Source organism: Solilutibacter tolerans (assembly GCF_900155935.1).
Classification (GTDB): domain Bacteria; phylum Pseudomonadota; class Gammaproteobacteria; order Xanthomonadales; family Xanthomonadaceae; genus Solilutibacter; species Solilutibacter tolerans.
Window position 1 is genome coordinate 65,528 of the sequence record NZ_FTLW01000001.1, and the last position, 19,785, is coordinate 85,312.

Below are 19,785 nucleotides of genomic sequence, written 5' to 3' on the forward strand. Positions count from 1 at the left end.
TCCGTTGCGCGCTGCGGCATGAATAGACGGGCCGTTTGTGCTTGATCAGGGTCAGACCGGAAGGCCGGCCTGTCATGCGAGAATTCGTGCATGAGCAATCCGCAAAACGAACGCGTCCTTGAAGACGGAATCCATACGGACCTGTCTGGTCGGATGACTTATGCCGGCTATCTGCAATTGGACCGTCTGCTGTCCGCGCAAATGCCCTTGTCCGATCCGCCGAATCATGACGAGATGCTCTTCATCATCCAGCACCAGACGAGCGAGCTCTGGCTGAAGCTGTTGATCCATGAGTTGACTGCGGCGGTTGACCACTTGCGCCATGACCGGGTCTGGCAATTCGGCAAGGCGGTCGCACGATGCAAGCAGGTGATGGATCAACTCACCAATCAATGGTCAGTGCTGGAAACACTGACGCCCTCCGAATACATGGAATTCCGTGATGTATTGGGGCCATCGTCCGGCTTCCAGTCGTTGCAGTACCGCACGGTGGAATTTTTGCTGGGCAACAAGAATGCGGGTATGGTCAAGGTGTTCAAGCACGACGAGGCCGCATCCAACACCTTGAGCGCGGTGCTGGATGCGCCCAGTCTGTATGACGAATTCCTGCGCTATTTGGCGCGCTGGGGCCATGCGGTGCCGCAAAGCCATGTTGAGCGTGATTGGTCGAAGCCGCATGTGCTGGATCAAGCATTGTTGCCGGTCTTCGAGCGTATCTACGAGGACACGGATCGCTACTGGCGCGAATACGCCCTGTGCGAAGACATGGTCGATCTGGAGACGCAATTCCAGCTGTGGCGCTTCCGTCACATGCGCACGGTGATGCGCATCATCGGCTTCAAGCGCGGCACCGGCGGGTCTTCTGGTGTGGATTTCTTGAAGCGTGCATTGGACCTGACGTTCTTCCCTGAATTGTTCGAAGTCCGCACCACGATCGGCCCCGAGCGTGGCTATGGCGAGGATGTCGCCGAGCGCTGAGATTCTGCCCAAAGCGTGATGGCGTGCCATTCATGCCACTGCGGATGAATGCGCCGGTGTTTGACGTGAAGGGGGTGGGTCGGTAATCCTCGCCTGTCGCCCTTGCTGGGCGCGCCTCCTAAATTACGTAACACGGGGATACCGAATGAGCACATCCGTGCCGAATAACGTCGAGCCCAACGGGCCGGCCGTGCAATTGCCGCCTGGCGGCACGCAACCGCCCAATTTTCCGCAGGCGATGGGGCATCCCAAACCGCTGTGGATGTTGTTCATGACCGAGTTCTGGGAACGCTTTGCGTTCTACGGCATGCGTTGGGCGTTGGTGCTCTACATCGTGGCCCAGTTCCATAACGGCGATGCCAGTGGTGAAGCCCCGGCCAGCGAGCTCTATGGCGCTTACCTGGCATTGGTGTACGCAGCGGCGATTTTCGGCGGCTACGTCGCGGACAAATTGATTGGCTACCAGCGTGCGATCCTGCTCGGTGCGGTGATCATGGCAGCGGGCTTGTTTATGGTGATGATGCCGAGCGAGAACCTGCTGAAGTTGGGCCTGGCCACGATCATCGTCGGCAACGGCCTGTTCAAGCCGATCATCTCGACCATGGTGGGCAAGCTCTACGCCACCGGCGACGAGCGTCGTGACTCCGGCTTCACCATCTTCTACATGGGCATCAACGCCGGTGCGTTCATCGCGCCGATCCTGACCGGCATCCTGGCCGACAAGATCTTCGGCACGCCCGAGATGCCGGCCTACAAGGTCGTGTTCATGGCGGCAGGTATCGGTATGGTGATCAGCCTGGTGTGGTTCTGGTTTGGACGCGCGCAGCTGAAGGGCGTGGGTGCGCCGCCGGCAGGCCATGAGGGTATGGGGCGCGTGTTGATGGTGGCCCTTGGTGCATTGATTGCCATCCCGATGTTCTACTTCCTGCTCACCATCGACGCAGGCATCCTCAACTGGATCCTGATCGCGCTCTTTGTCGCTCCGGCGATCATGCTGCTGGCCGAGGGCATCCGCGAAGGCGCGGTGCAGCGCGACATGGTGATCGCGATGCTGATCATCTTCGGTTTCAACGTGTTGTTCTGGATGTTCTTCGAGCAGGCCGGCAGTTCGTTCAACTTCCTCGCGCAGAACATCGTGAATCGTGACCTCAACGGTTGGGAATTCCCGGTCGGTTGGTTCCAGTCGGTCAACTCGATCGCGATCATCACCTTGGCCCCGGTGTTGGCGTGGCTCTGGGTGAAAATGGGCAAGTCGAATCCTTCGATTCCGCGCAAGTTTGGCTTGGGCTTGATCTTCAACGGTTTGGCCTTCTTGCTGTTGATGTTCGCGCTCTCCAGCCTGGTGGATCCCGAGACCCTGAAAATCCCGTTCTGGACCTTGTTCATGGTCTACGTGATCCAGTCCATCGGTGAGCTGTGCCTGTCGCCGATCGGCCTGTCGATGACCACCAAGCTGGCCCCAGCCAAGCTGACCGGTCTGGCGATGGGCGGCTGGTTCCTGTCGATCGCGATCGGCAACAATCTGTCCGGTATCTTCGCCAGCAGCGTGAGCGGCGAGGGCGGCATGACGACCGATTCGGCACTGGCCGGTTACACCTTCGGCTTCTGGGCACTGCTCGGCGCCGGCGTGGTCTTGTTCCTGATCGCGCCCTTGGTGCAGAAGTTGATGCACGGCGTGAAATAAACCCATCACGCAACACGAGACGGCGACTTCGGTCGCCGTTTCTTTTTCAGCAACATGGATACCTGGAGGCCACGATGCATCGCCGCACTTTCCTCAAGTCATCCGCTGCAGGCGCCCTCGTGATGGCGACGACATCCTGGCCGCTCGGTGCGCGAACACGTGACCGCATTCGCGTTGCGATGATCGGCACGGGCCTGCGTGGCCAATCGCAACTGGGCCCGCTGCTGAGTCGTGACGATGTCGAACTGGTCGCCATTTGCGATACCCAGCAAGTGATGCTGGACAAGACCTTGGCCATCATCGAAAAGACCGGTCGTCGCAAGCCGAAGGTGTACGGCGGCAATGGCGACGTGCGTGCCTGGAAGGCCCTGCTGGCGCAGAAGGGCATCGATGCGGTGTTCATCGTGACGCCGTGGGAATGGCATGCATCGATGTCGATCGCGGCGATGCAAGCCGGCATTGCGGTCGGCTGCGAAGTCGTCGCCGGCATCACCTTGCAGGATCATTGGGATGTGCTGCGTGCGCAGCAGCGCACGGGCACGCCCTACATGCTGCTGGAGAACGTCTGCTATCGCCGCGATGTATTGGCCGTGCTGCAGATGGTGCGTGCTGGCCTGTTTGGCGAGCTGGTGCACATGCAGGCGGGCTACCAGCATGATTTGCGTGCTGTGAAGTTCAACTCGGGCAACCCCAACGAGCCCTACGGCAGCGGCGCCGAGTTTGGCGACAAGGGCTTCTCGGAAGCGCAGTGGCGCACGCAACATTCCATCGACCGCAACGGCGAGTTGTATCCCAGCCATGGCATCGGTCCGTGCGCGATGTACGCCAACATCCATCGCGGCAATCGCTTTACTCACATCAATGCGTTTGCCAGCAAGGCGCGGGGCCTGCACGAATACATCGTCGAGCATCCCAAGGGCGGCGCGAACCATCCCAACGCCGGGGTCAAGTTCAAGCTGGGCGATGTGGTGACCACGACGCTGCGCTGCGAGAACGGCGAGACCATCCTCCTGCAGCACGACACGTCGCTGCCGCGCCCGTATTCGTTGGGCTTTCGCGTGCAGGGCACCGATGGCCTGTGGATGGACGTCAACAAGTCGATCCATGTCGAAGGCAAGAGCCCAGCGCACAAATGGGAACAAGCGCAAAAGTATTACGACGAATACGACCATCCGTTGTGGCGCAATTACGCGGCCAAAGCCGCGGGCGCAGGCCATGGCGGGATGGACTGGTTCGTCATCCACGCCTTCATCGAGGCACTGAAGGCGAATACGCCGATGCCGATCGATATCTACGACGCTGTCGCCTGGAGCGCGATCACGCCGCTGTCCGAGCAATCCATCGCCGAGGATTACAAGACGCTGGCTTTCCCTGATTTCACCGAAGGCAAGTGGAAGGACAGGAAGCCGATCTTCGCGCTCGACGGCCGTTATTGACTGGCCGGTGCCAGTGCATGCGCGTCGGTTTCGGCGCGCAGTTCCATCTCGTCCAGGCGGTCCAGCAAACGGAACAGTAGCGCGCGTTCCGCTTCGGGCATCCCTTCCAGCACGTGGCGCTCGAAGTCGAGCGCCAGCGGCACGACCTGATCGTAGACGGCCAAGCCTTCTTCGGACAGCTGCAGCACGGAGCGACGGCGGTCCTCGTCATCGAATTCCCGCGCCAGGCGTCCCGCCGCCAGCAGGCTGGCCACGGCGCGGCTGACCGCCACCTTGTCCATCGCGGTGCGCTCGGCCACCTCGCGGGCCGACAGGCCCGGATAGCGGCCCAAGACAGCCATCACCCGCCATTCGGTCACGCTCAAGGACAGACGCTCTGAATACTCGCGCGCGATCGCGCTGCTGATGCGGTTGGACAGCACGCTGAGGCGATAGGGCAGGAAGTGCTTGAGGTCGAGCTCCGCATGCCGGGGCTGGCGCTTTCGGCTCATTCAGAGACCAGTTGAGATGGTTGCATATGAAACTATATGATAGGACACCCCAGTGAGGACACCACCATGAGCGCGCAACCCAACCTCGGCATGACCGTAACCACCTTCGACAACCCGATGGGCATCAACGGCTTCGAGTTTGTCGAGTTTGCCGCTCCGGCCGGGCAGGGCGAGGCGATGCACGCCTATCTGCGCAACATGGGCTTCACCGCGACCGCGCGCCACAAGACCCGCCCGATCACCCTGTACAAGCAGGGCGGCGTGAACTTCCTCATCAATGAGGATCCGGATTCCTTCGCCTCCGATTTCGCTGCGGCGCATGGCCTGTCGGCTTGCGGCTTCGCGATCCGATTCCAGAAACCGGTCGATGAAGTCTTCAACGTCGTGTTGGGCAATGGCGGCGAGGCGATCACGCACAAGTCTGAGAGCAAGGCGGTCGATGCGCCGGTCGTGAAGGGCATCGGTGACTGCATGCTGTATCTGGTCGATGCCGAAGGCGGCGACTTGTACCAGGACTTCGTCGCCATCGAAGGCGTCGATCAGAACCCGGTCGGTTTTGGCCTGACCTTCATCGATCACCTCACCCACAACCTCTACTTCGGCAACATGCAGAAGTGGTCGGACTATTACGAGAAGCTGTTCAATTTCCGCGAGATCCGCTACTTCGACATCAAGGGTGCGAAGACGGGCCTGGTGTCGAAGGCGATGACGGCGCCGGACGGCATCGTGCGCATTCCGCTCAACGAGTCGAACGACCCGAAGTCGCAGATCAACGAATACCTTGATGCCTACAAGGGCGAAGGCATCCAGCACATCGCGCTGTTCACCGATGACATCTACGCGTCGGTCGAAGCGATGCGCGAGGCGGGCGTCGCCTTCCTCGATACGCCGGAAACTTACTTTGAAGTGATCGACCAGCGCGTGCCCGACCATGGCGAAGACGTGCCGCGCCTGGCCAAGAACAAGATCCTGATCGATGCGGACCCGGAGACCAAACAGCGCAAGTTGCTGCAGATCTTCACCCAGAACGCATTCGGCCCGATCTTCTTCGAGATCATCCAGCGCAAGGGCAACGAAGGCTTTGGCGAAGGCAATTTCCAGGCGCTGTTCGAGTCGATCGAGCGCGACCAGATGAAGCGCGGCGTCCTGTAAGGAGCAAGCCATGGCCAACGAAGGCAATGTCGTCACCCTGCCGAACCACAACGGGTCACGCATCCGCCAAGCCGGTTACATGTCCGGCTTCGGCAATGAGTTCGCGACCGAGGCATTGCCGGGCACGTTGCCGGATGGCCGCAACTCGCCGCAACACGTGGCACATGGCTTGTATGCCGAGCAGTTGAGTGGCACGGCGTTCACCGCGCCGCGCCATGAAAATCGCCGCAGCTGGCTCTACCGTATTCGCCCGGCGGCGATGCACGGCGAGTTTGCGCTGCTGCATCACAACCACTTCCACAATCAGTTCGAGCGTGGCCCGGTGACGCCGGACCAGCTGCGTTGGAGCCCGTTGCCGATCCCGGAGACGCCGGTCGATTTCATCGATGGCTTGTTCACCGTGGCGGGCAATGGCGGGCCCGAAGCGGGCGCAGGCATTGGCGTGCATCTCTACGCCGCGAACCAGTCGATGGAAGGACGGTTCTTTTACGATGCGGATGGCGAGTTGTTGATCGTGCCGCAGCAGGGCCGTCTCGTCATCGCCACCGAGCTTGGGGTGATGGAAGTCGAGCCGCAGGAAATCGCGGTGATCCCGCGCGGCATCCGCTTCCGCGTGGAGTTGCCCGATGGGCCGTCACGTGGCTACATCTGCGAGAACTTCGGCGCCTTCATGCGCATCCCGGACTTGGGGCCGATCGGCAGCAATGGCCTGGCCAATCCGCGTGACTTCCTGACGCCGGAAGCCTCGTATGAAGATGTCGAAGGCGAGTTCGAGCTCATCGCCAAGTTCCAAGGGCATTTGTGGCGAGCTGACATCGGCCATTCGCCGCTCGACGTGGTCGGCTGGCACGGCAACCACGTGCCGTACAAATATGACCTGCGCAAGTTCAACACGATCGGCTCGATCAGCTTCGATCATCCCGATCCGTCCATCTTCCTGGTGCTCACCTCGCCCAGTGACACCGCGGGCGTTGGCAACATGGATTTCGTGATCTTTCCGCCGCGCGTGCTGGTGGCGCAGGATACGTTCCGTCCGCCGTGGTTTCATCGCAACATCGCCAGTGAGTTCATGGGGCTGATTCATGGCGCGTACGACGCCAAGGCTGACGGCTTTGCACCGGGCGGCTGCTCGCTGCACAACTGCATGACCGGCCACGGCCCCGATGCCGCGACGTTCAAGAAAGCCAGTAATGCCGATACCGCCAAGCCCGACTTCATCACGGACACGATGGCCTTCATGTTCGAATCGCGCGCGGTGATTCGCCCGACGGTGCAAGCCATCGACGCACCGTATCGCCAGCGCGAATACCAAGCGTGTTGGGCGGGATTGCAAAAGCGATTCCATCCCGGGACCTAAGTCGCGCCTGAACCGGCATCGGTAAATTTCGCATGTGATTCACCGGCACTTCGTAGGGTAGGCCTCGTTCCCATCACGAGGCTTCATCCCATGACCCGACGTCATCTTCTTCCCAATGCGCTGGTCGCCGCCTGTCTGTTGGGCTTGGCCGCATGCGCGCCGGCCGGTAACGACACGGCTGCGCCAGCCGCTGAAGCCCCTGCCGAAGCCGAGCCGGCCACGCCCGTCAACGAAGCCCCATCCACCCCAACGCCTGCACCTGCGGACGATACGGCCAAACCGCCGGTGGATATCGCGCCAGACCCGACGCTGGGTCTGTCCAAGTGGAATGGTTATGGCGACACGACATTCGGCATTGATGAAACGGCGTTCCGCAATGCCTGGGGTGGGGATTTATCCAATTATGAGTTCGAAGAAAAAGCGTCGTGCTTCCACCTGTGGCCAAAGGGACAGAAGACATCGGCGGAGCTCGCCTTCATGTTCGGCGACACGAAATTCGCGCGTTACAGCACCGAAAATCCGAAGTTGACTGCGCCGGGTGGTGGCAAGATCGGCATGACACGAAGTGAAATCGATGCCTTGTATCCGGGCAGGATCAAGGAAGAGCCGCACAAGTACACCGATGGCAATTACCTGCGGATCAACGAAGGTAAGAACGTATTGATCTTCGAAACCGACAAGGCTGGCAAGGTCACCGAGTGGCGCGTGGGCGTGGAGCCGTTTGTGGGTTACGTCGAAGGTTGTGCCTGATGCGTGTGTTGCGTCGCGACGGGCATCACGCCACGTCCCGTCGCAGTGACACCACGTTCCGGGTGCTGGTCTCGTGTGCCGCCATTTTGTCGAACAGCGTGCTGACTGCATCTTCCAGCCTGGGAACATGCGCCTCTGGCATCGTCTCTAGAAGTCGCTGGGCGATACGTTCGCCCATGCTGGCTTTGGTCGTTGTGCACAAGTGATGCAAGGCTTGGAATAGTGCGTCGATCAGCGCTTCCTCGTTCGTCGCGGTCTGGATATCGACGGCCAACGCGCTGGACTCGATGCTGCGCTGGAGCTGCAGCATGTCCAGCATGTACATCTTGCATGCGGCCATGGATCGTCTGGATTCACGCCTCACATCTGGGCGCAAGTTGGTGGGCGATGTGGCTGTAGACGTCGGTGGAAGCGATGGAGGTGACGCGTTCGATGACGCGTCCGACACATCAGCGCTGCGCAGGATTTTCTTCCCGATACTGGACAAGCCTGCCAAGACCGGCTTCGTTTCCGTCACGGCAGTGGTCGATGCATGCGACGAAGTTTGCAGGTAACCCTGATCTATCAATATGTCGATGGTCGTGCTTGCGGCATCGCCCAACATTTTTTCGATGGCGGTGCGTGTGCGCTGGCCATCGCACAGGATCAACACGCGTCGCTCGGCTTGGCTTAGCGCCAGATTTTGGGACATCAACACGTCCCTGGCCTTGGTCGATTTATAAAGGCGCATGGTAGGGCTCGCCATGGGATGCCCTTACTTTGCAGGCTGATCATGTAGCGCAGATGACACGCTGCGTTGATCAGTCGTTCGCGTCTTTCTCGATGGCGGGAGCAGGTGGGTCGGGGTGATCTTGAGGACGAATCGCCAGGGCGGCACGCGCCATCATGTGCGCGCCAACGGGTGCAGTGATGAACAGGAAGGCCGTGATCAGCAGCTCGCGCAAGTCGAGCCCTTCACCGGCCATGGCGTGCGCCCCGATGGAGGCCAGCAGGATGCAGCCGACGCCGAGCGTACTGGCCTTGGTCGGGCCATGCAGGCGCTTGTAGAACTCGCTGAGCTTCACCAAGCCCAGTGATCCCACCAGCATGAAGAAGCTGCCGACCGCCAGCATCGCGACGACGATGATTTCGAGGGCCATGTTCATTCGACGATGTCCCGGCGCATGACGTACTTGGATAGCGCGACGGTGCTGACGAAACCCAGCATCGCAATGATCAAGGCGGCCTCGAAATAAAACGATGAGCCGATGCGGATGCCGTAAAGCACCAACAAGGCAATGCTGTTGATCGACACCGTGTCCAGCGCCAGGATGCGGTCGGGCAAGCTGGGGCCGCGCAGCAATCGCCACACCGACATCGCAAGTGCGAGCGCGATGACGTAGATGGACACGGTCACGGCGGCTTCGATCATTCGAAGATCTCCCTCAGCAGTGATTCATAGCGCGACTTGATGCCGGAAATGGTCGTCTCGGCATCCTTCAAATCGAAGCAATGCACCAGCAGGAAACGGCGGTCGGGGGTGAGCTCGGTGGAGAGCGTGCCGGGCGTCAGCGAGATGATGCTGGCCAGGGCGGTGATGCCGTGCAGGTCGCGGATCTCCAGCGGCACCCAAATGAACCCGGGGCGGATATGGGATTCGCTCCCCAGGATCAGTCGTGCGACTTCGACATTGGAAACGATGATGTCGCGCAGCACGCGTCCGCTGAGTTTGATGATGGCGGGCAGGCGATGCAGATGGGCATGCTCGGGTTGCAGGAGGCCTGCGCACAGCGGCAAGACGATCGCGAGCACCAAGGCGAGCACGAGGCTGCCACTGGAAAAGTCACCGACCAGCAGCAGCCACAGGACAAGCACCGCCAAGCTGAGCAAGGGTGAGGGGAGAAAGCGTTTCATGGCGCCGGCTCCCGCATCACGGGTTGGACGCCCCGAATCATGTCGACGGTGCTGCTGGGGGCAAGAGCGCTTTCGGCAGCCGAGAGCAAATAGCGATACACGGGTGATGCGAACACCACCAGCGCGATGCCGTAGCCCAGCAGCAACCAGATCGCCAGCCATTGCAATCGTCGTTGGGCGCGCGTGGTGCGGCGCGGTCGGGGCGGCGGCGGCAAGCCACTTTCCGGGCGCCAACGTGCGGCGCGGGCAGGCGCCTCCCACAGCAGGCCACTGCCCGCGCGGGCGAATGCGACGATCGCCATCCAACTGGTCAACAGGATCATTACCCAAATCCAAGGGACGCGATCTTCGGGTACGGCTTGCAGGATCAGCAGTTTGCCGACGAAGCCCGAGAGTGGCGGCAGCCCGGTGATGGCCATGGCCGCCAGGGCAAAGGCGACGCCGGTGGCGATGGGCCGCTCCAGCACGCCGATGCAATCGACGCGATCCCCCTCGCGGCCACGCTGGCGACGCATTTGGTTGGCGATCAGGAACAGCGCCGCCGCGGCGAAACTGCTGTGCAGGAGGTAATACAGGCCCGCCGCCACGGCATCGGCGCTGCCGAGCGAAAACACCACGAACAAGGTGGCCGCCGACGCCACCACCATCCATCCGACGATCGCCCGCAGCGTTTGCGAGGCCATCGCGCCGAAGGTGGCGAGCAACAAAGTGCCTAGTCCCGCCGGCAGCAACCACGTCCAGGGCCAGCCTTCAGCGCCGGGGATGTCGCCAAACGCGACCGTGAACACACGCAGCGCGGAATACACGCCGACCTTGGTCATCACCACGAACAACGCCGCGGCCGGAGCCGGGAGGAATTTGTAGGTCATCGGCAGCCACAGGAACATCGGCAGCAAGGCGGCCTTCGCGCAGAACACGGTCAGGAGGATGCCGGCCGCGGCTTGGATCAATGCGACGTCGTCGGGCGAGGCCTGCGCCACGCGGGCTCCGATTTCCGCCATGTTGAGCGTGCCGACCAAGCCATAGATCAGGCCAAGCGCAATCAGGAACAGGCTGGATGCCACGACGTTGAAGACTACGTAATGCAGGCCCGCTCGCATCCGTGGGCCCTTGCCGCCGGAGAGCATCAAACCGTAGCTCGCGATCAGCATCACTTCGAAAAACACGAACAGATTGAACAAGTCCGCGGTCAGGAAGGCGCCGGCGAGTCCAGCCAACTGGAACTGGAAGAAGGCATGGAAATGCGGTGCACGGCGATCCCAGCCAGTGGATGCGTATATCAATGCAGGCAGGCCAAGCAGCGCGACCAAGAGCACCAACGCGGCCGACAGGCGGTCTGCAAACAGGGCGATGCCCAGCCGCGCGGGCCAGTCACCCAGCAAGTAGACCTGACTGCCGGATGCAGCCACGTGCATCAGTAGCAAGCTGGAGAACAGCAACATGCCGACCGTGCCGACCCAGCCCAGCGTGCGTGACCAGATATCCCCGCGGCGCTCGACCAGCAGGATCAGCGCGGCGATCAACAGCGGGAAGAGGATCGGCGCAATGATCAGGTGATCGCTCATCGCGTCACCTCCTTGGCTTCCTCGGTCCCGTCGTTGTCGGCAGTGGGCGCGGTGGCGCAGGCCTCGAGGTCTTCGAAGGTTTCTTCGCGATCGGTATCGATGGGCATCAGCCCCGCATAGTCCAGGCCGATGCCGGCATCGACATGATCGCTGCCACTGTCGCTGCGATTGCGTATCGCGATCACGATGGTGACGGCGGTCATCGCGAAACCAATCACGATGGCGGTCAGCACCAAGGCTTGCGGCAGTGGGTCGACATGGTGATCGAGGGTGTGCGGCACGCCCTCGCGCAGGATGGGCGGCATGCCGGGACGCAGACGTCCGGCGGAGAAAATCAGCAGATTGGCGGCGTACGACATCAAGGTGATGCCGAGGATCACGTCGAAACTGCGCGCGCGCAGCACCAGGTAGATGCCACTGGCAGTGAGGATGCCGATGGCGCTGGCCAGGGCGAATTCCATCATGGGCCCACCTCTTCAGGGGTGGGTTGGGATGTGGCTGGCCTGCGTCGCGGGGGTCTGATGTCGCCCATCATCGACAGGATCAACATCGCAGCGCCAAAGACCACCAGGTAGACGCCGGTGTCGAACACCATCGCACTCGCCAGGGGCACGCTGCCGATGAGCGGCAGGACCGGCTCGGCGTGGCCACTGGTGAGGAAGGGGTAGCCCAACAGGATCGGTGCGATGCCGCCGATCAGCGCAATCAGCAGGCCGATGCCGATCAGGCGCACGTAATTGAAGCCGAGGCGACTTTCGACGTAGCGCGAGCCCAGGATCACGTATTGCAGCAGCAGCGGAATGGTCAGCACGAGGCCCGCGATGAAGCCGCCGCCGGGTTGGTTGTGGCCGCGCAGGAACATGTACAACGAGACCGCCAACGCGAGCGGGAACAACACATGGCCCAGCGTGGCAGGAATGGGCAGTTCCAGTGGCGGGCCGGGGATGCGTTCTTCCGGCGCCAGTCGCGCGCGGCGCAGCAGCGCATGCACGAACAAGCCGGCCATGCCGAAGACGGCGATCTCGCCCAGCGTGTCGGTGCCGCGGAAATCCACCAGGATCACGTTGACCACATTGCTGCCCCAAGCTTCGGGCAGGGAGCGGGCCAGCAATTCGCCGGCGATGGTGTTGGAAGGACGGGTCATCATCGCCCACGCCAATGCCGCGGTGATGCCGCCGCCGGTGATCGCGATCAAGGCATCGCGCCAGCGACGCAATCCGCGCCACGATCCTGCCTGCGGTGTCGGGCTCACCTGCGGCAGGTAGTTCAGTGCCAGCAGGATGAGCGCGATCGTGGCCATCTCCACCAGCAATTGGGTCAAGGCGAGATCCGGCGCAGACAAGAAGACGAAGCTCAGGCTGACCGCCGTGCCCACCGCGCCCAACACGATCACGGAGACCAATCGTTGGCGATGCATCACCACGGTGCCGAGGGTGGCTGCGACCAGCATCGCCCACAAGGCCCAGCCGAGGAGCGGCATCGGTTGCAGGTCGGGGCCGGGCCCGGTGCCCAGCAGGCCGGGCAATGCGGGCAGGGTGGCCAGCGCCATCGCCGCCAGCAACATCAACAGCAAGGAGCGCTGCAGACTGCCATTGGCGATGCGACGGGTGAAGCGACGCGCGATGTTGTAAAGCGCATCGACATTCACATAGAACAAGTGTCGGCCATAAGAGCGGCGGACGATGGCGTGCAGGTCGAACAAGCGACGCAGGCCGAAGTACAACGTGATCCCACACAGCATGCCGCCCAGGCTCATCAACAGCGGCGTGTTGATGCCATGCCAGAGCGCAAGACTGTACTCGGGCATGTCCTTGCCCAGCACGCTGCTGGCGGCGCTGGCCAACATCGGTCCCACGGTGGGTGCCGGTGCAATGCCCACCATCAAGCACAGCACCACAAGGATCGCGACGGGCAACTTCATGAAACGCGGCGGCTCGTGGATTTCACGCGTCACATCACGCGGCCCTTCGCCAAAGAAAGTGTCGTGGACAAAACGCAGGCTGTAGGCGACCGCGAATGCGCCCGCTAGGAACGCGGCGACCACGGTGAAGACGCGCGGCCCATCCTCGGCGATATCCAGCGCCTCTGCGTAAAACATTTCCTTGGACAGGAAGCCATTGAGCAGCGGCACACCTGCCATCGCAAGACTGGCCGCGATGGCCAACGCGCTGGTGTAAGGCAGATATCGGCGCAGATTGCCCAGCCTGCGCATATCGCGTGTGCCGGTTTCGTGGTCGATGATGCCGGCTGCCATGAACAGGCTGGCCTTGAACGTCGCATGGTTGAGGATGTGGAACAGCGCAGCCACCACCGCCAGGGGTTTGGACAGGCCCAGCAGCAGGGTGATCAAGCCCAGGTGCGAGATGGTCGAGTAGGCGAGCAGGCCCTTGAGGTCGTGCTGGAAGATCGCCACCCAAGCGCCTAGCAACAACGTGGTCGCGCCGATGGTGCTGACGATGATGGTGTACATCTCGGTGCCCGACAGCACCGGATACAAACGCACCAGCACGAAGATGCCGGCTTTCACCATCGTCGCCGAATGCAGGTAAGCCGAGACCGGCGTGGGCGCGGCCATCGCCTGCGGTAGCCAGAAGTGGAATGGGAACTGCGCGCTCTTGGTGAACGCGCCCAAGAGGACGAGGATCAGGATGGTCGGGTACCAAGGGCTTGCCCGGACGATGTCGCCGGCTGCCAGCACATCCTCAAGGCGATAACTGCCCACAACCTGGCCTAGCAAGATCGCGCCACCGAGCAGTGCCATGCCGCCGAGGCCGGTGACGGTCAGCGCCATGCGCGCGCCTTGGCGGGCATCGCGGCGCTGCGTCCAGAAGCCGATCAACAGGAACGAAGCGATTGAGGTCAGCTCCCAGAACACCACCATCAACAAGATGTCGCCGGACAACACCAGCCCCAACATCGCCCCCATGAACAACATGAGATAGGCGAAGAAGCGCGTAGCACTGTCCTTGGGGCTCAAGTAATACGCGGCGTAGAGCACCACCAAGGCACCGATGGCCAACACCATCAACCCGAACATCCACGCCAAGCCATCGATACGCAGCACGAAGCCGATGCCGATTTGCGGCAGCCACGGATAGTCGACGGTAGGTATTGCGCCGGACATGATCGCGGGCGTTAGCGATGCCAGCAAACCCAGTCCCAGCACTGACGCCAGCCCTGCAATCCACGCGCTCTGCCTGCGCGACCCGCCGAGCAAGGCGATCACGAGCGCGGCGGCGAACGGCAGGAGCAGGATCAAACCTGGCATGGGCGTGGGGAATTAGAAGTCGTTGATTCGGAAAAGAAATCCGGCGAGTGGCCGAAGCATCATTCTAGCCGAAGGTGAATAGCGCGTTTTAGCCCTGCGGATATTCGGCGACGACTTCGGTTACTGGTTGCTGTGTGCGCGATTTGAATCGCTGGCGCAATGCGATGATCAATACGCCGCCCAGCACCATCGCTCCGCCGATCCAGATCCGCGTGCCCGGGCGATCCCCCCAGAACACGATCCCAAGCGCTACGGCGATCACCGGCACCAAGAGCAACCACGGCATCATCAAGGCCACCGGATAGCGCTGCACCAGGCTGTAATACAGGCCGTGACCAAGCAACGACGAAGCGAGCGCTGCATAAGCCACGCCCGCCCAAGCAGTGGCGCTGACCCCGGGCAAAGTCGCCAGTGCGCCCGGCTCCAGCCACAGACTGATGCCCAGCAAGGGCACGACGCTGGCGGCGGCCATCCAGCCTTGCTGGTTGGGCATGTCGATGCCGCGCAAACCCTTCATCAGGATGGTGCCGATAGCCAGCGCCAATGCGGAGATCAGCATCGTGATCAATGCGGCTGGACGCGACAGCACGTGCGGGTCAAAACCAATCACCATGACCCCCATAAAGCTGACCGCGATAGCAAGACCGGTCCACCACTTGAAGCGCTCGCCCAGCCACCACCATGCCAGCAGCGTGGTCATGGGGATGTAGCTTTGCATCACGATCGCGGGTGATGACAAATCACCAGAGAGCCGCAACGCAAGGAAGCTGAGCCCGAAATGCACCACGCCGACGAGTAATGAGACGATGGCCAGTCGCGGCCATTGGTCGCGCGGCGGCACGCGCATGAACGCGGCCAATGCGAGCAGCAAGACGACGAAGCGCAACAAGGTAAAGGTAAACGGCGGGATCTCGCGCAAGCCCAGCGCCGACATCAAAAAGTTGAGCGCCCACACCACGCAAACAAACAACAGCAGCGCAAAATCGCGCCGGCTCAGGGCGGCGGGCACGCCCACTCAGTATTTCCAACCGAGCTTGCGATACAGCTTGTTGAGCACCCAGATCGGCCCGATCAAGAGATAAGTGAGATCGGTCAGGAAGCTGGGCTTGCGCCCTTCGATCTTGTGACCGACGAACTGCGCGATCCACGCGACGACAAAAACACCGATGGCCAACTTGAGAAGACCAGCGGTGCCAAGTTCCATGTGCAGCCAGCGCGTCGCCCACGAGAACAGCACAAAAAACAGCAACATCCCCATGCCCAACGTGCGTGAATGGCGGTAATAGAACGACCACGTCATGAACATGATGAGTGCCGCCCATGCGCCAGGTCCGAACAACGTGCCGGGTACCGGTATGCACCACAGCAGCGCGATCACCGACCACAAAATCAGCGGCACGGCGAAAACGTGGATCAGCTGGTTCGTCGCGTTGCGGTGGTCACTGGAATAGCTGGCGAACCAGTGGTCGATGGAGCGATCGGTCGCGTCGCGGCTCATGCGTGCATCCGGTGTCTGTTGGATGCCAAGAGTACCGGAGTGTAGGAAGCAGGCGACAGTTTTAGCGGAAAGTGAAAGTTGCGGCCAGGAAGAACAGGAACATCGCCGCAGGCACTCCAATGTCAGCGGGGGCATCGACGCGGAACTTGCGTCGCCACAGCGAGATGCCGGTGGTCTCGATGATCTGACCAAGCGGGCGGCCATGTGCATCTTGCAGCACAAAGTGCATCGACCACCAGCGCTTGCGTCGCACTAATCGGTAGTCGGCATCGCCGATTCTTACTTCGGTCGTGCGGGTCGCGGGTGCTGCGATGCAGCTGGCCAGCGTGACGCCGAGGTCATCAACCAACGCATAGCGGAAATTGTTCAGCAAGAAATGGTGGCTGGCGACTTCATGCAGGATGCGATGGGCCCGGCCATCAACCTCCAGTCGGAGCGGCTGCTTGGGCCAGGTGTTGCGCTCGAGCACGGCTACCGGTTTGCCCGAGGGTGTGGTCGCGATGTAGGGCGATAGCCCTGAGTTGACCGACACCAGCAGGCTGAGCTTATGCATGCGATCGGGTCCGCGGGTCAATCCAGGCGGATGCCGGCCAGCCGTTCCAACGCCTCGGCATAGCGCGCGCGGGTGCGCTCGATCACTTCCGCAGGCAGGCGCGGGCCGGGCGGGGTCTTGCCCCAGTCCAGCGTTTCCAGATAGTCGCGCACGATCTGCTTGTCGTAGCTGGGCGGGCTGCTGCCGGCCGCGTAGTCCTCGGCCGGCCACCAGCGGCTGGAGTCGGGCGTCAGCATCTCGTCCATCACGTAGAGCTTGCCGTCTTCGTCGGTGCCGAATTCAAACTTGGTATCGGCCAGGATGATGCCGCGCTCGGCGGCGTAGTCGCGGGCGAAACCGTAGAGCGCAAGGGTGGCATCGCGCACGGCTTCAGCCATCTCGCGCCCGACCTTGTCGACGGCGGTCTCGAAGTCGATGTTCTCGTCGTGGTCGCCGACGGCGGCCTTGGTGGAAGGGGTGAAGATCGGTGCCTCGAGTTTCTGCGCCTGATGCAGGCCCATCGGCAAGGTGATGCCGCTGACTGCGCCGGTCTTCGAATAATCCTTCCAGCCGCTGCCGATGATGTAGCCACGCGCGATGCATTCGACCGGCACGGGCTTCAGCTTCTTCGTCACCACCGCGCGCTTGGCATACAACGCGGCATCCACGCCCGCCGGCAAGACGGATGCGACATCGTCATGGGTCAGGTGGTTGGCGATGATGTGACCGGTTTTGTCGAACCAGAAATTGCTGATCTGGCAGAGCATCTCGCCCTTGCCCGGGATCGGGTCGGGCAGCACCACGTCGAACGCGGACAGACGATCGGTCGCGACCATCAACAGGCGGCCATCACCCAGATCGAACACGTCGCGGACCTTGCCGCGGTGGAGCAGGTCAAGGCCTGGCAGGTCGGATTGCGTGAGCGTGGTGGCCAAAGCGCGGTTCTCCTTGCACGAAGCGCAAGTTTAAGGCTTTCCAGCGGTTAAACTGGCCGCATGAAGCGCTGGTACGGAAAATTGCTGGGCGCCCTTGCCGGCGCCCTCTTGTTGCGTGGCAATCCACTGTTCGGGTTGGCGATCGGTGCGTTGATCGGCCATGCCTTCGACGCGGACTGGTTCGGCATTGGCCGGCGCAACGCGCCTTATCGCGTCTTTGGACTGACGCCTGAGGCCAGCGATGCCGAGATCGATCTGGCCTACCGCCGGATGATCTCGCAGTACCACCCTGACAAATACGCCGATGCCGCGCCGGAGCTGCGCGCGCAGGCCGATAAAAAGGCGGGCGAAATCAATGCCGCTTATGACCGCATCAAGCAACTGAGGAAGGGCCGCCGATGAGCCGTCAAACCACCGTCATCGCGCCGTCGATCCTGTCCGCCGACTTCGCCCGACTGGGTGAGGAAGTCGACAACGTCCTGGCCGCTGGCGCCGACTGGGTGCATTTCGACGTGATGGACAACCATTACGTGCCCAACCTCACCATCGGCCCGCTGGTCTGCGAGGCGCTGCGCAAGCATGGTGTGACTGCGCCCATCGATGTGCACCTGATGGTCGAACCGGTGGACGCGATCATCCCGATGTTCGCCAACGCCGGCGCCACGCACATCAGCTTCCACCCGGAAGCGAGCCGCCACGTGCATCGCAGCATCCAGCTGATCAAGTCGCTGGGTTGCCAGGCCGGCGTGGTGCTGAACCCGGCCACGTCCTTGGATGTGCTCGATTACACGTTGGGCGACATCGACTACGTGTTGTTGATGTCGGTGAACCCCGGGTTTGGCGGGCAGGCGTTCATCCCGTCCACCCTCGACAAACTGCGCCGGGTGCGTGAGCGCATCGATGCCTCCGGTCGTGCGATTCGTCTGGAGATCGACGGCGGTGTCAAACCTGACAACATCGGTGAGATCGCAGCTGCAGGCGCAGATACTTTCGTTGCGGGTTCGGCCATCTTTGGCCAGCCGGACTATCGCGACGTGATCAGCCGGATGAAGGCCGCCGCCGACGCTGTGCGCGGTTAATCCGGCATTAAAAAAACCGACGCCTAGTGGCGCCGGTCCGGGGATGTTGGAGGCTCCGTCCTCCGCGTTTCATCCTTGGCTATGACCTTTCATGTTCCATGGGATGGATGACGATTTAATGACGCCTGATCGCGAATGGCGGCCAACGCGCGTTCACGCGCCATCCCCCTAACAGGCGCTAGCGTGCCCGCATGAACACGACTGCCCACGACGCCCCGATGACCATGCTGGTCCTGAATGGAAAATCCGCCGGCGAAGCGTCGGTGCGCGACGCTGTGATGGCGATGCGCGACGCCGGCATGCCGCTCGCCGTGCGCGTGACCTGGGAAGTGGGCGATGCCGAGCGCTATGTGCGCGAAGCCGTCGAGGCTGGCGCCCAAACCGTGATCGCCGGCGGCGGTGACGGCACCTTGAGCGAGGTCGCCGAAGCACTCACGCATTTCGATGCGGGGGCCGATGGATTGCCGACGCTCGGTCTGCTGCCCTTGGGCACCGCCAACGATTTCGCGACCGCTACCTGCATCCCCGAAGAACCCGCGGCGGCGCTGCAGTTGGTTCGCGACACGTCGCCGCATCGCATGGATCTTCTGCGTATCCAGCACGATGGCAGCGACCACTGGTGCGCCAATCTCGCCAGCGGCGGCTTCGGCACCGAGGTCACCGTCGAGACCGACGAAACACTCAAGAGCATGTTGGGCGGCCTGGCCTACGTGATCACCGGCCTCGGCAAGTTGGGCAACATCGAGCCGCAGCGCGCGCGTTTCACTGGTCCGGATTTCGAGTGGGAAGGCGAGTTCATCGCGCTCGGCATCGGCAATGGCCGTCAGGCCGGTGGCGGGCAAGTGCTCTGTCCGGATGCCTTGGTCGATGACGGCCTGCTCGATCTGACCGTGATCCCGCCGCTCGAGGGTGAAGTGATGAGCACGCTCGGCTCGGTGCTGATGGAGGGCGCCGAAGCCGCCTTGGATCGCGTGTCGGTCCGCGCCCAACTGCCGTGGGTGGAGATCCGTCCAGCCAAGCCGCTCACCTTGAATCTGGATGGTGAGCCCGTGGAATCGACGGAATTCCGTATCGAATGCGTGCCAGGCCGGGTGCGGATGCATCTGCCGGGTGACTGCGGCCTGGTGTCCTCATCGGCAAAGAGAATGAGCGGCTCGCTTTGAAGAT

At 62.1% G+C, this 19,785-nt stretch carries 20 protein-coding genes and 1 pseudogene; 9 read left to right on the forward strand and 12 right to left on the reverse strand.

Annotated features, from left to right (window positions below):
• Positions 1-90 precede the first annotated feature (90 nt).
• The 3 genes from BW989_RS00305 to BW989_RS00315 all read left to right on the forward strand — a co-directional run bounded on the left by BW989_RS00305 (position 91) and on the right by BW989_RS00315 (position 4,098).
• A complete protein-coding gene (locus BW989_RS00305) occupies positions 91-978 on the forward strand; it encodes a tryptophan 2,3-dioxygenase (protein ID WP_076584528.1) in 888 nt (295 codons plus the stop codon).
• A gap of 238 nt (positions 979-1,216) precedes the next feature.
• Positions 1,217-2,662, forward strand: a complete 1,446-nt coding sequence (locus tag BW989_RS00310) for a peptide MFS transporter (protein WP_076585202.1) — start codon at positions 1,217-1,219, stop codon at positions 2,660-2,662.
• 74 nt (positions 2,663-2,736) lie between these two features.
• Positions 2,737-4,098, forward strand: a complete 1,362-nt coding sequence (locus BW989_RS00315) for a Gfo/Idh/MocA family oxidoreductase (RefSeq protein ID WP_076584529.1) — start codon at positions 2,737-2,739, stop codon at positions 4,096-4,098.
• On the opposite strand, the gene BW989_RS00320 is transcribed toward BW989_RS00315, so the two are convergent.
• The gene (locus tag BW989_RS00320) at positions 4,092-4,589 is read right to left on the reverse strand and encodes a MarR family winged helix-turn-helix transcriptional regulator (protein ID WP_076584530.1); all 498 of its coding nucleotides are present in this window, start codon (positions 4,587-4,589) and stop codon (positions 4,092-4,094) included. The genes BW989_RS00315 and BW989_RS00320 overlap by 7 nt on opposite strands.
• Positions 4,590-4,655: 66 nt before the next feature.
• Here BW989_RS00320 and hppD point away from each other — a divergent pair, with 66 nt between their 5' ends.
• From hppD to BW989_RS00335, 3 genes are all read left to right on the forward strand, one after another.
• Entirely contained in the window at positions 4,656-5,741 is a 1,086-nt protein-coding gene (gene hppD / locus BW989_RS00325) for a 4-hydroxyphenylpyruvate dioxygenase (RefSeq protein ID WP_076585204.1), read from the forward strand.
• Positions 5,742-5,820: 79 nt separating this feature from the next.
• Entirely contained in the window at positions 5,821-7,098 is a 1,278-nt protein-coding gene (hmgA, locus tag BW989_RS00330; protein WP_083688149.1) for a homogentisate 1,2-dioxygenase, read from the forward strand.
• 90 nt (positions 7,099-7,188) lie between these two features.
• Positions 7,189-7,848, forward strand: a complete 660-nt coding sequence (locus BW989_RS00335) for a hypothetical protein (protein WP_076584531.1) — start codon at positions 7,189-7,191, stop codon at positions 7,846-7,848.
• A 25-nt stretch (positions 7,849-7,873) separates the two neighbouring features.
• On the opposite strand, the gene BW989_RS00340 is transcribed toward BW989_RS00335, so the two are convergent.
• The 11 genes and pseudogenes from BW989_RS00340 to BW989_RS00390 form a co-directional block, all read right to left on the reverse strand.
• Complete coding sequence (locus BW989_RS00340; RefSeq protein ID WP_129582774.1) at positions 7,874-8,539, reverse strand: hypothetical protein; 666 nt, start codon at positions 8,537-8,539, stop codon at positions 7,874-7,876.
• Between the two features lie 109 nt (positions 8,540-8,648).
• On the reverse strand, positions 8,649-8,993 hold the full coding sequence (locus BW989_RS00345; RefSeq protein ID WP_076584533.1) for a Na+/H+ antiporter subunit G: 345 nt from the start codon (positions 8,991-8,993) through the stop codon (positions 8,649-8,651).
• Positions 8,990-9,259, reverse strand: a complete 270-nt coding sequence (locus BW989_RS00350; protein WP_076584534.1) for a K+/H+ antiporter subunit F — start codon at positions 9,257-9,259, stop codon at positions 8,990-8,992. The genes BW989_RS00345 and BW989_RS00350 overlap by 4 nt, the downstream gene beginning before the upstream one ends.
• Positions 9,256-9,741: a Na+/H+ antiporter subunit E gene (locus BW989_RS00355; RefSeq protein ID WP_076584535.1), complete on the reverse strand. Its 486-nt coding sequence runs from the start codon at positions 9,739-9,741 to the stop codon at positions 9,256-9,258. The genes BW989_RS00350 and BW989_RS00355 overlap by 4 nt, the downstream gene beginning before the upstream one ends.
• A complete protein-coding gene (locus BW989_RS00360) occupies positions 9,738-11,306 on the reverse strand; it encodes a monovalent cation/H+ antiporter subunit D (RefSeq protein WP_076584536.1) in 1,569 nt (522 codons plus the stop codon). Before BW989_RS00360 ends, BW989_RS00355 begins: the two co-directional genes overlap by 4 nt.
• An 87-nt stretch (positions 11,307-11,393) precedes the next feature.
• Positions 11,394-11,767, reverse strand: a pseudogene (locus BW989_RS00365) (Na+/H+ antiporter subunit C); the annotation flags it as partial.
• Positions 11,767-14,574: a monovalent cation/H+ antiporter subunit A gene (locus BW989_RS00370; RefSeq protein ID WP_076584537.1), complete on the reverse strand. Its 2,808-nt coding sequence runs from the start codon at positions 14,572-14,574 to the stop codon at positions 11,767-11,769. The gene BW989_RS00370 and the pseudogene BW989_RS00365, both read right to left, overlap by 1 nt.
• Before the next feature lie 88 nt (positions 14,575-14,662).
• Positions 14,663-15,583, reverse strand: coding sequence for a DMT family transporter (locus tag BW989_RS00375; protein WP_129582775.1), 921 nt, complete (start codon positions 15,581-15,583; stop codon positions 14,663-14,665).
• A 6-nt stretch (positions 15,584-15,589) separates the two neighbouring features.
• A complete protein-coding gene (locus BW989_RS00380) occupies positions 15,590-16,072 on the reverse strand; it encodes an Mpo1 family 2-hydroxy fatty acid dioxygenase (RefSeq protein ID WP_076584539.1) in 483 nt (160 codons plus the stop codon).
• Positions 16,073-16,133: 61 nt separating this feature from the next.
• Complete coding sequence (locus BW989_RS00385) at positions 16,134-16,625, reverse strand: hypothetical protein (protein WP_076584540.1); 492 nt, start codon at positions 16,623-16,625, stop codon at positions 16,134-16,136.
• Positions 16,626-16,642: 17 nt separating this feature from the next.
• Positions 16,643-17,539: a phosphoribosylaminoimidazolesuccinocarboxamide synthase gene (locus BW989_RS00390; protein WP_076584541.1), complete on the reverse strand. Its 897-nt coding sequence runs from the start codon at positions 17,537-17,539 to the stop codon at positions 16,643-16,645.
• Positions 17,540-17,599: 60 nt separating this feature from the next.
• Here BW989_RS00390 and BW989_RS00395 point away from each other — a divergent pair, with 60 nt between their 5' ends.
• The 3 genes from BW989_RS00395 to yegS all read left to right on the forward strand — a co-directional run bounded on the left by BW989_RS00395 (position 17,600) and on the right by yegS (position 19,781).
• Entirely contained in the window at positions 17,600-17,941 is a 342-nt protein-coding gene (locus BW989_RS00395) for a J domain-containing protein (protein WP_076584542.1), read from the forward strand.
• Positions 17,938-18,618: a ribulose-phosphate 3-epimerase gene (rpe, locus tag BW989_RS00400; protein WP_076584543.1), complete on the forward strand. Its 681-nt coding sequence runs from the start codon at positions 17,938-17,940 to the stop codon at positions 18,616-18,618. Before BW989_RS00395 ends, rpe begins: the two co-directional genes overlap by 4 nt.
• A gap of 191 nt (positions 18,619-18,809) precedes the next feature.
• Positions 18,810-19,781: a lipid kinase YegS gene (yegS, locus tag BW989_RS00405; protein ID WP_242651191.1), complete on the forward strand. Its 972-nt coding sequence runs from the start codon at positions 18,810-18,812 to the stop codon at positions 19,779-19,781.
• The last annotated feature ends 4 nt before the right edge of the window (positions 19,782-19,785 follow it).

What these genes read in the sequence shown, in the direction of transcription:
- BW989_RS00305 (WP_076584528.1), top strand. Translation starts at nt 91, where the DNA reads ATGAGCAATCCGCAAAACGAACGCGTCCTTGAAGACGGAATCCATACG.
- BW989_RS00310 (WP_076585202.1), top strand. Translation starts at nt 1,217, where the DNA reads ATGGGGCATCCCAAACCGCTGTGGATGTTGTTCATGACCGAGTTCTGG.
- BW989_RS00315 (WP_076584529.1), top strand. Translation starts at nt 2,737, where the DNA reads ATGCATCGCCGCACTTTCCTCAAGTCATCCGCTGCAGGCGCCCTCGTG.
- BW989_RS00320 (WP_076584530.1), bottom strand. Translation starts at nt 4,589, where the DNA reads ATGAGCCGAAAGCGCCAGCCCCGGCATGCGGAGCTCGACCTCAAGCAC.
- hppD (WP_076585204.1), top strand. Translation starts at nt 4,656, where the DNA reads ATGAGCGCGCAACCCAACCTCGGCATGACCGTAACCACCTTCGACAAC.
- hmgA (WP_083688149.1), top strand. Translation starts at nt 5,821, where the DNA reads ATGTCCGGCTTCGGCAATGAGTTCGCGACCGAGGCATTGCCGGGCACG.
- BW989_RS00335 (WP_076584531.1), top strand. Translation starts at nt 7,189, where the DNA reads ATGACCCGACGTCATCTTCTTCCCAATGCGCTGGTCGCCGCCTGTCTG.
- BW989_RS00340 (WP_129582774.1), bottom strand. Translation starts at nt 8,539, where the DNA reads ATGTCCCAAAATCTGGCGCTAAGCCAAGCCGAGCGACGCGTGTTGATC.
- BW989_RS00345 (WP_076584533.1), bottom strand. Translation starts at nt 8,993, where the DNA reads ATGAACATGGCCCTCGAAATCATCGTCGTCGCGATGCTGGCGGTCGGC.
- BW989_RS00350 (WP_076584534.1), bottom strand. Translation starts at nt 9,259, where the DNA reads ATGATCGAAGCCGCCGTGACCGTGTCCATCTACGTCATCGCGCTCGCA.
- BW989_RS00355 (WP_076584535.1), bottom strand. Translation starts at nt 9,741, where the DNA reads ATGAAACGCTTTCTCCCCTCACCCTTGCTCAGCTTGGCGGTGCTTGTC.
- BW989_RS00360 (WP_076584536.1), bottom strand. Translation starts at nt 11,306, where the DNA reads ATGAGCGATCACCTGATCATTGCGCCGATCCTCTTCCCGCTGTTGATC.
- BW989_RS00370 (WP_076584537.1), bottom strand. Translation starts at nt 14,574, where the DNA reads ATGCCAGGTTTGATCCTGCTCCTGCCGTTCGCCGCCGCGCTCGTGATC.
- BW989_RS00380 (WP_076584539.1), bottom strand. Translation starts at nt 16,072, where the DNA reads ATGAGCCGCGACGCGACCGATCGCTCCATCGACCACTGGTTCGCCAGC.
- BW989_RS00385 (WP_076584540.1), bottom strand. Translation starts at nt 16,625, where the DNA reads ATGCATAAGCTCAGCCTGCTGGTGTCGGTCAACTCAGGGCTATCGCCC.
- BW989_RS00395 (WP_076584542.1), top strand. Translation starts at nt 17,600, where the DNA reads ATGAAGCGCTGGTACGGAAAATTGCTGGGCGCCCTTGCCGGCGCCCTC.
- rpe (WP_076584543.1), top strand. Translation starts at nt 17,938, where the DNA reads ATGAGCCGTCAAACCACCGTCATCGCGCCGTCGATCCTGTCCGCCGAC.
- yegS (WP_242651191.1), top strand. Translation starts at nt 18,810, where the DNA reads ATGAACACGACTGCCCACGACGCCCCGATGACCATGCTGGTCCTGAAT.